Below are 13,936 nucleotides of genomic sequence, written 5' to 3'. Positions count from 1 at the left end.
CTCTTACTCGCTGTAGTTCTGGCGGGGGGGCATGCCGGGGATCGGCTTGGCGATGAGGGCGGCGGGGGTGAAGAAGCCGATGTGGGCGATCGCCATGATGAGCGACCACATCGCCTTGTCGTCGTAGTGCGCCGACGCCCTGGCGTACAGCTCGTCGGGGACGCGCTCACCGGACGGGTTCGGGGTGAGGACCGCCTCCACGAGCTCCAGAGCGACCCGTTCGGCGTCGGTGAAGCAGGTGGCGTCGTGCCAGGTGGCCATGGCGGTGATGCGCTCCTCCGGTTCCCCGATCCTGCGCAGGTCGCCGGTCTCTCTGGTGGTGAAGTACGTGCTGCCGAGGATCTGCCCGGCGCGAAGGTGCAGCAGGTGGATGGTGGTCTGCGAGATCGCGCTGTTCCGGAGGGCCTTGTGCAGACCTTCGCCGACTTCCGCCAGCTCGGGGAGGAAGGGCAGAGGGCTGGGCATGCGCGACCGCCGGCCGGTCGTGGGCGTGGACATGGGGAAGACTTCCCTTCTCGTCGTGGTGCCGTACGGATCACGAGACGCCGGCGCCCTGATCCCCGTAACAGCGCGGCTCTGTGACGTAGGACACCTGCCGTGGCTGTTACGCAGCGACGGGGAGCGACGTCTTGTGCGTGTGGCAGCGCTGAGAACGACCGGGCAGGAGCCGGACATGAGCGAGCGCGAAGGAAGGGCGGACCCGGCCGGGCCGCTCGATCGGGCCGGCCGCGTGGACTCAGCCACCGAGGCGTTCGTCGCCCATCGCAACCTGCTGTTCACCGTCGTCTACGAGATGCTCGGCTCGGCCGCGGACGCCGAGGACGTCCTGCAGGAGAGCTGGCTGCGATGGGTGGACGTCGATCTCGGCACCGTGCGGGAGCAGCGTGCCTACCTGGTGCGGATCGTCACCCGGCAGGCGCTGGACCGGCTGCGTGCGCTCGGTCGGCGCAAGGAGTCCTACGTCGGGCCGTGGCTGCCCGAGCCGTTGCTCACCTCGCCCGACGTGGCCGAGGACGTCGAGCTCGCCGAGAGCGTCTCGATGGCGATGCTGCTGGTGCTGGAGACGCTTCAGCCGACCGAGCGGGCGGTGTTCGTGCTGCGCGAGGTGTTCCAACTGGACTACGACGAGATCGCCGAAGCCGTCGGCAAGAGCCCGAACGCGGTCCGCCAGATCGCCTACCGGGCGCGGGCGCACGTCGCGGCCCGCCGGCCCCGCGGCATCGCCTCCCCGGCCGAGACCCGAGCCGCGCTCCAGGCCTTCAAGCGAGCGGTCGAGACCGGCGAGTTGCAGAGCCTGCTCGACGTCCTCGCGCCGGACGTCGTCGCCCTGAGCGACGGCGGCGGAGTCAGGCATGCCCTGCCGCGGCCGGTTGTGGGGATCGGCAACGTGGCTCGCCTGCTGGCCGCCGGCTGGTGGAAACGCGACGCGGAGAGGTCGGTCGAGCTGGTTCAGATCAATGGCGGGCCCGGGCTGCTCGTACGGGTCGACGGCGAGATCGACGGGGTGGTGGCGGTGCGCGTGGAGAACGGCTACGTCACCGGCGCCTACCACGTGCGTAATCCCGAGAAGCTGTCGCGTGTGGAGCGGGAGACCGCCGTGACCCGCTGAGCGACTCCATGGACCTATGGCGTGAGCAGCGGCGACGGCTTGTCGAGGAGGCCGTCGAAGGTGAGCGGGCGGTGCGGGTGCCGGCAGGGGTTGCCGTCGCTGAGCCAGACGGTCCGCTCGTCCAGGTCCATGATCACGGACGTGACGGTCGCCCACCGCTCATCCGCGCCGGCTCGTACGTCCGGGTGGGAGCAGACGGAGTACGGATAGTCGGCGTGGTCGCTGAGGGCTTCGCGCAGCGAGTCGACAGTGGCCGGCCGGTCGGCCGCGGAGATGGCGGCCTGGACGCGCTGGAGACGCACCAGGCTATCGGCCATCGCGTAGAGGGAGACGTCCGTCACCTCCCGGAGCGGTGACAGGAAGTGGTTGGTGTGGACGAGGGCGCCGTCGGCCGGCAGCAGGGGATACACCTGGCCGTGGTCGCCGGGGGCGGTCTCCAGGTTGATCGCGGTGCCGTCCCGGTGGGCCAGCAGGTAGTTGGCGGAGGAGGAACGCCAGTGGCGCTGGACCACGTTGGCCGCGTCGGTCAGCGTGTGGCAGTCGGCCAGCGCGCGCAGCACCACGTGGTACGGCAGGCCCGGCTCGCCGCGGTCGGCCGAGGTGACCAGCGCGTTGGTGGCGATGGCGAGCCCCGAGGAGTTCATGCTCGTCTTGGCCAGCAGCCCGGCCTCCACGACGGTGACGTAGTTGGGGGCGTCGTCCTGCTCCACCTCCAGGACGACCACCGTGTCGAAGCCGTGCACGAGCCAGTCCCAGTTCTGCCCGGCCAGGGTGTGGCGGTCGGCCGTACGGCTGGGCAGGAGCGCGAAGGAGCTGCACTCGCGGGCGTGCGCGGCCCGCAGCGACGCGGCCTGGCGGGCGGTGGCGGCCCACATCACCTCGGTGCGCGCGTTCATGGTGAGGACGTCGGCGAAGGAGAGCCTGGCGCCGTCGGCGATGCCGCGCATCTCCTCCGCGTACGCGGGGAACACCGCCGCGATCGCGGCCTCCAGCGGCGCGGCGGCCGCGACCGCCTGCTCCCAGCTCAGGCCCGCCGCCCGCGCGAAGGCCGTCTCGTAGCCGACTCTGCTGCGGTGGACGCGGTCGCGGGCGGCGTCTCCGTAGATGCGGCCGCGCTCGTACGGGCCGCCGCTCACCCGGATGCGGGGGTATCGCGGTGTTTCGGGCATCTTGCGCTCCATGCTTCGGGCTCTGTCGGTGAGGTGGGTCAGGGCTTCGGGAGCGCGCCCGTCACCCAGCGGCCGGCGATCATCGTGGCGTTCGGCGTGGTCGTCGCGAGCTCGGCCGGGCGCAGGTCGCTCAGGTCCGTGGTGAAGTGGACCAGGTCGGCGTACTTGCCGGGGGTGATCGAACCGATGACCCCGTCCAGGCCCAGGGCCTCGGCGGCGAGCAGCGTGTGCATCCGCAGCGCGTCGCCGAAGCCGAGCCGCTCGTCGGCGCCGATCACGGTGCCTGACTCCGTCTGCCGTCCCATGGCCGCGGCGATGGTCCGGATGGGCCGGTAGTTGGAGACGAAGGCGTCGCTGGACAGCACGGTCAGGATCTGCCGGTCCAGCTCGGAGCGCAGGGGCTGCAGCCGGTGCGTGCGGTCGCCGAGGGTGGCGAGCAGTTCGTCGCCGCTCTCGGTGAGGAAGTTCGGCTGGTTGACCGGGATGACGCCCAGGTCGGCGATGCGTCCCAGCTGTTCCCGGGTCGGCCCGCCGCAGTGCTCGACGCGGTGCCGGCCGGTGCCGCGGCCGGCCTCGATGGCCTGGAGGGCGTACTCGATGCCCAGGTCGCCCTGGGCGTGGATGCCGACCTGCCAGCCCCTGGCCATCGCGTCGGCCACCAGCTCGCGGAGCTGCTCGGGCTGCCAGAACAGCTGTCCCCGGGTCAGCGCGTCGTTCGAGTAGCCGCCGCTGAACAGGGCGGTGCCGCTGGTGAGCGCGCCGTCGGAGTAGAACTTCATGGCGCCGATCCGGAACCAGTCGTCGCCGATCCCGCTGGACAGCCCCGCCTCGCTCAGCGCCGGGAGGTTGCTCGACAACGGCATGGCCACGACGCGCACCCCGAGCCGGCCGGCGCGCCGCGCCCGCAGGTACGTGCTCATCTCGCGCCTGGTCACCTGCGGATCGCAGACGGTCGTGATGCCGGCCGCCTGATAGGCGCGGACGCCCACCTCCAGCGCGTGGTCGAGGTCCTCGGGGGTGGCGTCGAAGTGGAAGTTGGGGCCGTGGCAGGCGATGTCAACGGCCCGGGGGAAGACGAGGTCCAGGGCGGCGTCGACGCAGTAGCCGCGGGCGCGCCCCGTCTCGTCCCGGTCGAAGTAGCCTCCCGTGGGATCGGTCCCGGTCGCGCCGCCGGCCATCGCGAGGGCGACCGAGTTGACCACCGCGCTGTGCCCGGACTTATGGAAGACGATCACGGGGTGGTTCGGGCTGACCGCGTCCAGGTCCGCGGCCGTGGGCAGGCGGCCCTCCGGATACTTGGCGACGTCCATGCCGGAGCCGCGCACCCATGTCCCGGCCGGCTGGGCGAGGGCCGCCTCCCCCACCGCGCGGGCCAGGTCCGCGATGGAACGGACCGCCGGGTAGCCGGCGTCCACCCCGGACATGGTCTCCCCGGTGGCGAGCAGGTGGTTGTGCGGGTCGACGAAGCCCGGGGTCAGACAGCCGCCGCCCAGGTCGACGACCTCGTACCGGGCGCCGGGCAGCGCCGCGCGCACCGCCTCCAGCGTGCCGACCGCCGCGATGCGCGAGCCGCGGACGGCCACCGTGTCGGCGGTCCCTGCCGCCACCTCCGGCGACACCACCGAGGCGCCGGTCAGCAGCACCGTCTCGTCATCCATCGGGTCACCTCCTGGTCGAGCAGATGGGCGGCCAGTTCGCCCATCGTGGGGAGCCACACCTCGCCGAGCTCCTCCGCGGTCTCGATCAGCCGGGTCAGCAGCGCCACCCGGGACGGCCGGCCCACGAGCTGCGGGTGGAGCACCATGGTCGTCACGCCGCCGAGAGCGTGGATGGCCCGCAGCTCGTCGGTCCAGATGCGGGCGATCTGGTCGTTGGCGAGGAACTGCCGGTAGTTCGGCGGGCTGTTGGCGAACAGCAGGTGGGGGCCGTCGTCGAGAGCCCAGTGCGTCGGAATCTCGGCGACCGGGCCGTGCTCGCCGCGCACGACGTACGGGCGGACGGCGTCCATGAAGTTGGACGAGAACGTGCAGCCGATCTCGGCGAGGACGTCGCGGGTGTGCTCGGTGACGTCGTACAGCGGCGCCCGGTAGCCGCGCACGGGCGTGCCGCTCACCTGCTCCAGCGTGTCCTTCACGGTACGCAGCAGCGCCGCCTCGGCGGGACGGGAGCGGTCCGGCAGCGGGTTGTGGTCGGTGCCGTGCATGGCGATCTCGTGCCCCTCGGCGACGATCTTCCCGATCGCCCCCGGCGCGTCCGCCGCGACGTCGGAGGGCACGAAGAACGTGGTGCGGATCCCGTGCTCGGCGAGCAGCCCGAGCACGAGGTCCAGCCCTTGGCCGAGGTCGTAGTCGCCCGAGGAGAGCACCGCCGGCCGGGCGGCGTTCCCCGGGTCCTTGGAGGTCCACATGGTGTGGGCGTCCAGGTCGAAGGTCAGGCACAGCGCGCTGCGCTGGCCGGGCGGGTACGCGGGCGAGCTCCGCTCGGTCATGACTCTCCAGAGAGGTACTGGCGTGCGGAATCGCACAGGATGTCCACGAGCGCTTCCAGCTCGGCGAGCCGGACGTGCTCGTCGTCGGTGCCCATCGTGGCCGGGTCGGGCCCGATCACGCAGGCGGGCACGCCCGCGTGGCGCCACAGCCGGGCGTCGGTGCAGCCGATCCCGGTGGAGGGGACGGGCCGGTGGCCGGTGCGCCGGGTGACGGCCTCGGTCACGGCGGTGACGATGTCCGCGTCCTCGCCGGTGGAGTTGGCCGGTCCGCGGCCGAGGACCTCGACCCGGGCGCCGGCCTCACGGGCCAGCTCCTCGACGCGGCCGAGCAGGTCCTGCGGGTCGACCGTCTCGGGCACGCGCAGGTCGACGCTGAGCCGGCAGTCGGCCGGGCGCATGTTGACCGCCAGGCCGCCGCGGACGGTGCCCAGGTTGAGCGAGACCTCGCGGACGATGCGGGCGGCGCCGTCGCCCAGCAGCCGGTCCATCGCCTCGTCGCGGGCGCCCGGCGGCGGGTGCGCGGCCGCGAGCCCGCGGTTGACCTCGGCGACGAGGCCGGCCACCCGCCGGGCGAATCCGGCGGCGCGCAGGATCGCGCCCTCCCCGGCGCCTGGGTACGCGGCGTGCATGCTCTGGCCGGGCACGTGCACCATGAGCCAGAGGTAGCCGCGTTCGGCCACCCGCACCAGGCCGAGAGACGACGGCTCGGTGCTGACCAGCGCGTCGCCGAGCAGGTCGGGCCGGCGCCTGAGCAGGCCGCGCGCGCCCAGCGGGCCGAAGGTCTCCTCGTCGCACACCAGGACCAGGGAGAGCCGTCCCGGCAGGTCGCCGGCGCTCTCCCGCAGCCGGCGGGCGGCCACGAGGAACGCCGCGACCCCGCCTTTCATGTCGACCGCTCCCCTGCCGTGCACCCGGTCCGCGACCCGCCGGGGGCGGGACGGCGGGCCGGAGGCGGGGAACGTGTCGAGGTGCCCGTTCCACACCAGGTGCCGGCCGTCCCAGTCGGTGGTCCCGAGCACGTCCACGACGATGTTGCGGCGGCGCGCGGCCGGCCGGTCCAGCCGGTGCGGCAGGCCGGCGCGGTCGCAGTACGCGGTCACGACCCCGGCGACGTCGCGCACGTCGCCGGGCGGGTTCGGGCTGGGCGCGGCCAGCAGGTCGAGGACGAGCGTGCCGAGCTCGTCCCGGAGGGCCGCGCCCGCCGCCGTCGGCGGTGCGGTCATCGGGCCGCGCTGATGTCGACGCCCAGGTGGTCGAGCACGAAGTCCCGCCACGGCCTGCGGTACGGGGAAGCGTAGATCCGGGCCCGCATGGCGGCCGGGGGCGTGGCGTTGACGTTCTCGAACAGGGCGACGCGCATGGCGTTCGCGCCGCAGGTCAGGTCCCAGACGAAGTTGAACACCCGGTTCTTGGCCTCGGCGCTGACGCCCGTGCCGGGGAGGAACTCCGTGAGCATCTCCCCCACCGAGCCGTCGGCGAACTGCCGCTCGGAGAAGCGGCTGATCAGGCCCTGGCCGGAGATCTCCCGCAGCAGCTGCAGCATCCGCGGGTAGTTCTCGACGGAGTGCAGGCGCCCCGCGGTGACGTACCGCTCGGCCGGGACGAGGACGCCGTTGGCGTAGGCGGCGGTGTCCTCGGCGGCGAGCACGTGGGCGCGCAGCCCGGTGGCGTAGGCGCTGATCTCGGAGACGGCGTCGCGCACCTGCGGGATGTTCTCCGTGCCCAGCACCTCGACGATCGCCTGGGCGGCGCCCGCGAGGATCTCGGACTTGTAGGACAGCCGGGCCAGGATGTGCCAGAGCGCGAGGGCGCCCAGCTCGTGGTACAGGCCCAGCATCTCCTCGTTGCGGAAGGAGAACACGTGCTCGCTGGGCACGAAGACCCGGTCGAAGACGAGCAGGGAGTCGGGCTCCTCGCCGCGCACGTCCAGCGGGTGCTCGTCGGTGGTGCCCGGCATGATCACCGGTTCCCTGGCCACCATCGTGATGCCCGGCGCGTTGAGCGGCACGTAGCAGAACAGGTTCGCGTCGGGGTCGGCGCCCGGGGTCAGCAGCGTGACGACGGTGCCGACGTGGGAGTGGACGGCCCCGGAGGCGCACGGCTTGGCCCCGTACAGGACCAGTCCGTCCTTGCGCTCCTCGACGCAGCGGAGCCGGCCGGGTTTCTGCGCGGTCGGCACCGACCGGTCCGACTGGACGTCGGCGACGATGTCGGCGCTCATCGCGTTGTTGGCCCGGCCCCAGTCGATGAACGCGTCGATGTTGCGCGCCCACTCCTCGCTGCTGGGGGCGATGCGGTCGGCGACCGAGAGCAGGCCCAGCGCGTTGAACGAGCCGTAGTCCGGCGGCCGGCCGAACACCCCGAAGGTGTGGTAGGTGGACAGCCGGGCCAGCTCGCGCCGGGCGACCAGGTCGTCCTTGGTCCGGGGCACCTGCCAGGCGCGGCTGGCCGGCTTCCCGGTCTCCTCGTCCTGGTACGTGGCGATCTCGGCCGTCCCCGGCCGGTGCTGCATGTCGTAGAGGGCGGCGACGGTGTCCACGGCGTCCCTGAACTGCGGGTGCGTGGTGACGTCGGACACCCGTGAGCCGTCGGAGGCCAGCACGACGCGGCCGTCGCGCAGGCTCGCCCGGTACTCGTCACCGGTCTTGAGCATGGTCATCAACCTTCGATGGGGTCGTCGGGGAGACGGTAGAAGTCACGGTCGAAGTAGAGGAGCGGCGGGAGGGCGGCGTCGCCCTCGCGGATCCGCTCCACCCGGGCGAAGAGCACGTCGTGGTCGCCCACGGTCACGACCTGCGAGATGGCGCAGTCGAAGTGGGCGAGCGCGCCGTGCACCGACGGCGCCGGCGGGACGGCGGCGCCGTCGTGCGGATCCCAGCGCCGGTTCGGCGCCGGATGGGGGATGCCGGTCTCCCCCAGTCCCTCGGCCTCCGGGGAGAAGGACTCCAGGAACTTGGGGGCGCCGGGCGCGGCGGCCGCGCGGGCGACGTGGACCTGGTCGGCCGACAGCACCGAGACGCCCACGCGGCCGTGCAGCCGCGCGGCCCGCATGACCGCCGTGTGCGAGAACAGGCAGATCGACACGATCGGCGGGTCGAGGGTCACCGACGAGAAGCTCGACGCGGTGACGCCCCAAGGGCGGCCGGACACGAACGAGGTCACGACCACGACGGTGGCGGGAACCCGCCGCAGCACGCTGCGGACGGAGTCGCGGAGACCCGTTTCTGCAGTGTGACTGAAACTCATGCAGTGATACTACAGATCGCGTATCCTGAGCGCAATGTCCCCGGCCACCGCAGCGCGGCCGGGACCGGAAGCAGCTCTCCCTGAACGGAAAGAACGGAATGGAAACCAACCGCCCCGTCGGGCCGGTGTCCGGCACCGAGGTCCCGCGTTACGCCGGGCCCGCCACCTTCGCCCGCCTGCCCCGTACCGACCAGGTCGGCAAGGCCGACCTCGCCGTCGTCGGCGCGCCGTTCGACAGCGGCGTCAGCTACCGTCCGGGGGCGCGGTTCGGCCCCTCCCACATCCGTCAGTCCTCCCGGCTGCTGCGGCCCTACAACCCCGCTTTGGACCGTTCCCCGTTCGGGATCGTGCAGGTCGCCGACGCCGGTGACATGGTCATCAACCCGTTCGACATCACGGACGCCGTCGGGCAGATCCAGGAGCAGGCCGGGGCGCTGACCGGCGCCGGCACGCGGCTGGTGACCCTCGGCGGTGACCACACGGTCGCGCTGCCGCTGCTGCGTGACCTGCACCGCCACCACGGCGAGCTGGCGGTGCTGCACTTCGACGCGCATCTGGACACCTGGGACACCTACTTCGGCGCGCCGGTCACCCACGGCACGCCGTTCCGGCGGGCGTCCGAGGAAGGGCTGCTGGACCCCGAGGGGTGCCTGCACGTCGGCATCCGGGGGTCCGTGTACGCCAAGGAGGACCTCACCGACGACGCCCGGCTCGGGTTCCAGCAGCTGACCAGCCGCCAGTTCGCCCACGAGCGGCTCGACACGCTGATCGAGGTCATGCTGCGGCGGCTCGGCGACCGTCCGGTCTACGTCTCGGTGGACATCGACGTGCTCGATCCGGCGCACGCGCCCGGGACCGGGACCCCGGAGGCCGGCGGCCTGTCCAGCCGGGAGCTGCTGGAGCTGCTGCGCGCCCTCGACGGGCGCAACGTGGTAGGCGCGGACGTCGTCGAGGTGGCGCCGGCCTACGACCACGCGGAGCTGACCGGCGTCGCGGCCAGCCATGTCACGTACGAGCTGCTGACCGTGATGGCCGGCGGCCACGTCAGCGACACCACTCCGGCCCGCTGACCTCGACGTCGTGGCCGGCGTACACGGGTGCGCCGGCCACGAACGTGGCCGCGACCGGCGCGCCGAGCCGGGCTTCGAGTCCTTCCTGCCGCCGGGGGTCGGCGTCGAGCACCGCGAAGTCCGCCGGGGTGCCCGGCCGCAGCGTGCCGGCCGGGCCGGACCCGGGGCGCACCGACGCCGACCCCCGCGTGTACAGGCGCAGCGCCTGTACCGGAGTGAGTCGCTCCTGTTCACCGAGCACCTCCCCCTCCCTGGACCGTCGCGTCACGCAGCTCCACATGCCCTGCCAGGGGTCGGGGCCCGCGCACGGGTAGTCCGACGAGCCGCCCACCGGGACACCGGCCTCGACGAGGGTCCGGTGCCGGATGAGCCGCCCCATCCGGGCGCGCCCGTAGGTGTCCGCGAGCCGCTCTCCGTGCTCATGGACGTACGAGCCGAACGGCACGACGCCCCAGCCCTGGCGCCTGATCACCGGCACCTGGTCGTCGCGGACGACGCTGCCGTGCTCGATCCGCCCGCGCAGCCCGGTCCGCTCCGACGCGCGCAGCAGCACGTCGATCGCCGCGTCGCCGTTGGCGTGCACGGCGAGGAGCAGGCCGAGGGAGTCGGCCAGCCGCAGCTCCCGCGCGACCTCGCCGGCGGTGCGCAGCTGTTGCGGGTCTCCGTCCGGCACGGGCTCGCTCAGCAGGCACGTCCCGCCGTTGAGCGCGCCGTCCACGAACGACTTCAGCCCGATCAGGCGCAGCCGGGGCCCGCCGCGCTCGGCCAGCCCGCGCGCCAGGTCCGGATCGCCGACGGGCGCCAGCGCCGAGTAGCGCGGCGAGGCGCCCTCGGCCTGGATCCGTTCGAGCAGGTCCCATCCGGTCTCGCCGCACAGCGCCTCGGTCAGCGCCGTGACGCCGCGGCTCACGTAGTCCCGCTGGATCCGCCGCAGCGCCGCGAGGCGGTCCTCGAAACCGGCCAGGGCGACCCGGCCGGGGTGGCGGGCGAGGGCCGGCTCCATGATGTCGAACATCGCCTGCTCGAAGACGCGGCCGGTGGCCAGACCGTCGGCCCCGGTCTCCACCCAGCCGTTCGCCGGCACCGCCGCCTCGATCACCGCGCCGGTGTCGTCGGCGAAGCCCATGCGGGCCAGGCCGGCCGTGTTGGCGTAGCCCCAGTGGCCGTTGGCGTGCACCACGACCAGCGGGTCCGCCGGGCACAAGCGGTCGAGCAGGCGCCGGTCCACCGCGGCGCCGCCGCACCGCTCCTCCAGCCAGCCCACGAGTTTCACCCAGCCGTTGCTGCGGCCCGCCCGGCCCACCGCGGCGGCCACCCGAAGGGGATCGCGCTGGTCCCGCGGTGACAGGCTGACGTGGCACAGCTCGTCGGCGGCGATCGTGGGATGGCAGTGCGCGTCCTCCAGACCGGGGATCACCCAGCGGCGGCCCAGGTCGACCACGTCGGCGTCCGGCCACGCGCCGGACAGCTCGCCGAACGGGCCGACCGCCGCGACCCTGCCGCCCGCCACGGCGAGCGCGTCCGCGGGGCGGCCCGGCCGGCCCGCCTCCGGCAGGACGGCGCGGGCCCGGAACAGGCTTACCCGCCCGTCGGTATCAGCCATGCGTTGCTCGCAGAGAACCGCAGGCCGACCGTGTCCCCCACCCCGGGGATCCCGGTCATCTCACCGCCCGTCCGCACGGTCACGTCGCGGCCGGTCTCCGTCGTGACGATCACCCGCTGCTCGGAGCCCAGGTAGACGACCTCGCGCACGGTGGCCCGGCAGGCCGCTTCCGCGTCGTCGGCGGGGAGGACCTTGACGTCCTCCGGCCGGAACATCACGCAGTGCTCGTCCCCGGACGGGGCTTGCTTGCCGCCCGGCCAGTCCGGCAGCGGGATGCGGCACTCCGGGGTCGCCAGGGCGGTGGCGCCGTCCTGCTCGACGAGCTTCCCCTTGATCAGGTTGCTGTCGCCGAGGAACTCCGCGACGAACCGCGTCGCGGGCCGGCGGTAGAGCTCGTCGGGCGTACCGACCTGCTCGATCCGGCCCTGGTCGAAGACGACCACGCGGTCCGAGAGCGCCATCGCCTCCTCCTGGTCATGGGTGACGAACAGGAACGTGATCCCGACCTCGCGGTGGACGCGCTTGATCTCCAGCTGGAGCCGCTGGCGCAGCTTCTTGTCGAGGGCGCTCAGTGGCTCGTCCATCAGCAGGATCGGCGGGTCGAAGACCAGCGCCCTGGTCAGGGCGACGCGCTGCTGCTGGCCGCCGGACAGCTCCCGGGGACGGCGCTTCTCGAAGCCGGTGAGGTTCACCATCTCCAGGGCCGCGCGCACCCGCTCGCGGATCTGGTCCTTCGGGTACTTCCGCTCGACCAGCGGGAAGGCGACGTTGTCCCAGACGGACATGTGCGGGAACAGCGCGTAGTTCTGGAAGACCATGCCGAGGTTGCGCTGGTGCGGGGGCAGGTCGGCGATGTTCCGGCCGTGCAGGACGATCTCCCCCGCCGTCGGCGAGATGAAGCCGGCGATCATGTTCAGGGTCGTGGTCTTGCCCGAGCCGCTGGGACCGAGGAAGGTCACGAACTCGCCGCGGCGGATCTGGAGATCGACGCCGCTGACGGCCGCCGTGTCAGTGCCGGGGTACTGCTTGGAGACACCGCGCAGCTCCAGGGCCAGGTCGGTGTCCACTGCAACGGTCATCGCTTTGACCTTCCGTCGGAGCTGCTGGAGAAGAGGAACTTCGTCGAGACGAGGATGAGCGCGGTGCTGACCAGGAGGATCAGGGTCGAGGCCGCGGCGATGGTCGGGTTGATGTCCCGCGTCACGCTGGAGTACATCTCGACCGGGAGCGTCCGCAGGCCGGGGCTGACGATGAAGAGAGAGACGACCACCTCGTCGAACGAGGTGACGAACGCGAACAGCCCGCCGGCCAGCATGCCCGGGGCGATCAGCGGCAGCGTCACGCGCAGGAACACCCGGTGCGGGCGGGCGCCCAGCACCTGGGCGGCGCGCTCCAGCTGGCCGTCCACCACGCGCAGCGCGCTGCCCACCGTGATCATCACGTACGGGACCGCGAGGACGCAGTGCGCGGCGACGAAGCCGGGCACCGTGCCGATCAGCCCCCAGCGCAGGAACATCGCGTAGACCCCGATGCCCAGCACCACGATCGGGACGACCAGCGGGGCGATCCCCACCATCTCCAGCAGTCCGCGGCCCCGGAACCGCCCGCGGACCACGGCGAACGCACCGAGCGTCCCGATCACCACGGAGATGACCATCACCAGGACGGCGATCAGGAGGGACGACCGGAGCGCGTCGATCCAGACCGGGTTCTGGAAGAACTCCTGGTACCAGCGGAGCGAGTAGCCGGACGGCGGGAAGGTCAGCGTGCGCTCGGAGGCGAAGCTCATCGGGATGACGACGAGCGGCGGCGCCGTCATCCAGATGGCCACGATGGCGGCCATGAGGTAGAGCCAGCGCGGCCGGCTCCTGGTCTCCGTGCTGGTCATTTCTTGTCCACCGTTCCGCCGAAGGCCTGCTGGACGTTGACGACCCGGCTCATGAGGCCGACGAAGACGAGGGTCAGCACGGCGAGCACCACGGCCATGGCGCCGCCGCTGGCCCAGTCGAGCCGCTCGGTGACCTGCCGGACGATCAACTGGGACATCATCGAGTTCTGCGGCGAGCCGAGGATCACCGGCGTGATGTAGAAGCCGAGCGCGAGGATGAAGACGAGGACGCTGCCGGCGAACAGCCCCGGCAGGCTCTGCGGGAAGTACACCCGCCAGAAGGCCCGGAAGGGCGTCGCCCCCATCGACTGGGCGGCCAGCAGGTCGGAACGCTCGATCTTCTGGAGGTTGTTGTAGAGCGGCAGCACCATGAAGGGCAGCAGGATCTGCGCCATGCCGATGACCACGCCCGTGGTGTTGCGGATCAGGTCCACCTGCCCGAGCCCGATCGCGGCCAGGACCGCCTTGAACGGTCCGGTGTCCTGCAGGAGCACCAGCCACGCGTACGTACGCACCATGAGGCTGGTCCAGAACGGCAGCAGCACGAGCACGAGCAGCGCCCGGCGCAGCCGCGGGCCGGCCAGGGTCATGAGGTACGCGTACGGATACGCGAACAGGAGGCACGCCACGGTGCAGATGACCGCGACGAAGAACGTGCGGAACAGGATCGTGCGGTAGGCGGGCGTGCCGAGGAAGTCCCCGTAGCTCTGCAACGTCAGCGCGCCGTCCGCGTCGAGGAACGAGCGCCGGACCAGTTCCAGGACCGGGATGGCGAAGAATGCGACGAGCAGGACGAGCAGGGGGATCGCCAGGTGGATCCCCCGTAGTCGCCGGGCCGTCTGCTGGGCGAGCTTCAGCATGCC

13 protein-coding genes are annotated in these 13,936 nt (G+C 72.4%); 2 read left to right on the top strand and 11 right to left on the bottom strand.

Going from position 1 to position 13,936, the window contains the following annotated elements; all coding sequences use genetic code 11:
• Positions 1 to 3: 3 nt before the first annotated feature.
• Positions 4 to 498 carry a carboxymuconolactone decarboxylase family protein gene (locus tag ACZ6YG_RS30190; protein ID WP_466019864.1) on the bottom strand — a complete coding sequence of 165 codons (495 nt, stop codon included), beginning with the start codon at positions 496 to 498 and terminating at the stop codon, positions 4 to 6.
• A gap of 175 nt (positions 499 to 673) precedes the next feature.
• Between ACZ6YG_RS30190 and ACZ6YG_RS30185 the strand changes: the two genes are divergently transcribed.
• Positions 674 to 1,609: an RNA polymerase sigma-70 factor gene (locus ACZ6YG_RS30185; protein WP_466019863.1), complete on the top strand. Its 936-nt coding sequence runs from the start codon at positions 674 to 676 to the stop codon at positions 1,607 to 1,609.
• Between the two features lie 14 nt (positions 1,610 to 1,623).
• On the opposite strand, the gene ACZ6YG_RS30180 is transcribed toward ACZ6YG_RS30185, so the two are convergent.
• Genes ACZ6YG_RS30180 through ACZ6YG_RS30155 form a run of 6 tightly spaced genes read right to left on the bottom strand, consistent with a single transcriptional unit; the run spans position 1,624 to position 8,512 of the window.
• Complete coding sequence (locus ACZ6YG_RS30180; RefSeq protein WP_466019862.1) at positions 1,624 to 2,778, bottom strand: C45 family autoproteolytic acyltransferase/hydolase; 1,155 nt, start codon at positions 2,776 to 2,778, stop codon at positions 1,624 to 1,626.
• 38 nt (positions 2,779 to 2,816) lie between these two features.
• Positions 2,817 to 4,436 carry an amidohydrolase gene (locus tag ACZ6YG_RS30175; RefSeq protein WP_466019861.1) on the bottom strand — a complete coding sequence of 540 codons (1,620 nt, stop codon included), beginning with the start codon at positions 4,434 to 4,436 and terminating at the stop codon, positions 2,817 to 2,819.
• Positions 4,412 to 5,266 (bottom strand): polysaccharide deacetylase family protein, encoded by an 855-nt coding sequence (locus tag ACZ6YG_RS30170; protein WP_148033014.1) that lies wholly within the window; start codon positions 5,264 to 5,266, stop codon positions 4,412 to 4,414. The genes ACZ6YG_RS30175 and ACZ6YG_RS30170 overlap by 25 nt, the downstream gene beginning before the upstream one ends.
• Positions 5,263 to 6,489, bottom strand: a complete 1,227-nt coding sequence (locus tag ACZ6YG_RS30165) for a M20 family metallopeptidase (protein WP_148033015.1) — start codon at positions 6,487 to 6,489, stop codon at positions 5,263 to 5,265. The genes ACZ6YG_RS30170 and ACZ6YG_RS30165 overlap by 4 nt, the downstream gene beginning before the upstream one ends.
• Positions 6,486 to 7,919: a 4-hydroxyphenylacetate 3-hydroxylase N-terminal domain-containing protein gene (locus tag ACZ6YG_RS30160; RefSeq protein ID WP_466019860.1), complete on the bottom strand. Its 1,434-nt coding sequence runs from the start codon at positions 7,917 to 7,919 to the stop codon at positions 6,486 to 6,488. Before ACZ6YG_RS30160 ends, ACZ6YG_RS30165 begins: the two co-directional genes overlap by 4 nt.
• 5 nt (positions 7,920 to 7,924) lie before the next feature.
• On the bottom strand, positions 7,925 to 8,512 hold the full coding sequence (locus tag ACZ6YG_RS30155) for a flavin reductase family protein (RefSeq protein WP_466019859.1): 588 nt from the start codon (positions 8,510 to 8,512) through the stop codon (positions 7,925 to 7,927).
• Between the two features lie 98 nt (positions 8,513 to 8,610).
• Here ACZ6YG_RS30155 and speB point away from each other — a divergent pair, with 98 nt between their 5' ends.
• Positions 8,611 to 9,582 carry an agmatinase gene (gene speB / locus ACZ6YG_RS30150; RefSeq protein WP_466019858.1) on the top strand — a complete coding sequence of 324 codons (972 nt, stop codon included), beginning with the start codon at positions 8,611 to 8,613 and terminating at the stop codon, positions 9,580 to 9,582.
• Here the strand turns inward: speB and ACZ6YG_RS30145 are convergent.
• From ACZ6YG_RS30145 to ACZ6YG_RS30130, 4 genes are read right to left on the bottom strand one after another with little or no spacing between them, the layout of a single operon-like run.
• Positions 9,557 to 11,185: an amidohydrolase gene (locus tag ACZ6YG_RS30145; RefSeq protein WP_466019857.1), complete on the bottom strand. Its 1,629-nt coding sequence runs from the start codon at positions 11,183 to 11,185 to the stop codon at positions 9,557 to 9,559. The two genes, speB and ACZ6YG_RS30145, sit on opposite strands and share 26 nt — an antisense overlap.
• Positions 11,161 to 12,264 (bottom strand): ABC transporter ATP-binding protein, encoded by a 1,104-nt coding sequence (locus ACZ6YG_RS30140; protein WP_148033020.1) that lies wholly within the window; start codon positions 12,262 to 12,264, stop codon positions 11,161 to 11,163. The genes ACZ6YG_RS30145 and ACZ6YG_RS30140 overlap by 25 nt, the downstream gene beginning before the upstream one ends.
• Positions 12,261 to 13,073 (bottom strand): ABC transporter permease, encoded by an 813-nt coding sequence (locus tag ACZ6YG_RS30135; RefSeq protein WP_466019856.1) that lies wholly within the window; start codon positions 13,071 to 13,073, stop codon positions 12,261 to 12,263. Before ACZ6YG_RS30135 ends, ACZ6YG_RS30140 begins: the two co-directional genes overlap by 4 nt.
• Complete coding sequence (locus tag ACZ6YG_RS30130; RefSeq protein ID WP_148033021.1) at positions 13,070 to 13,933, bottom strand: ABC transporter permease; 864 nt, start codon at positions 13,931 to 13,933, stop codon at positions 13,070 to 13,072. Before ACZ6YG_RS30130 ends, ACZ6YG_RS30135 begins: the two co-directional genes overlap by 4 nt.
• Positions 13,934 to 13,936: the final 3 nt, after the last annotated feature.

It is taken from the genome of Nonomuraea sp. NPDC054003 (assembly GCF_055585125.1).
This window is presented reverse-complemented; position numbering and strand designations above follow the sequence as displayed.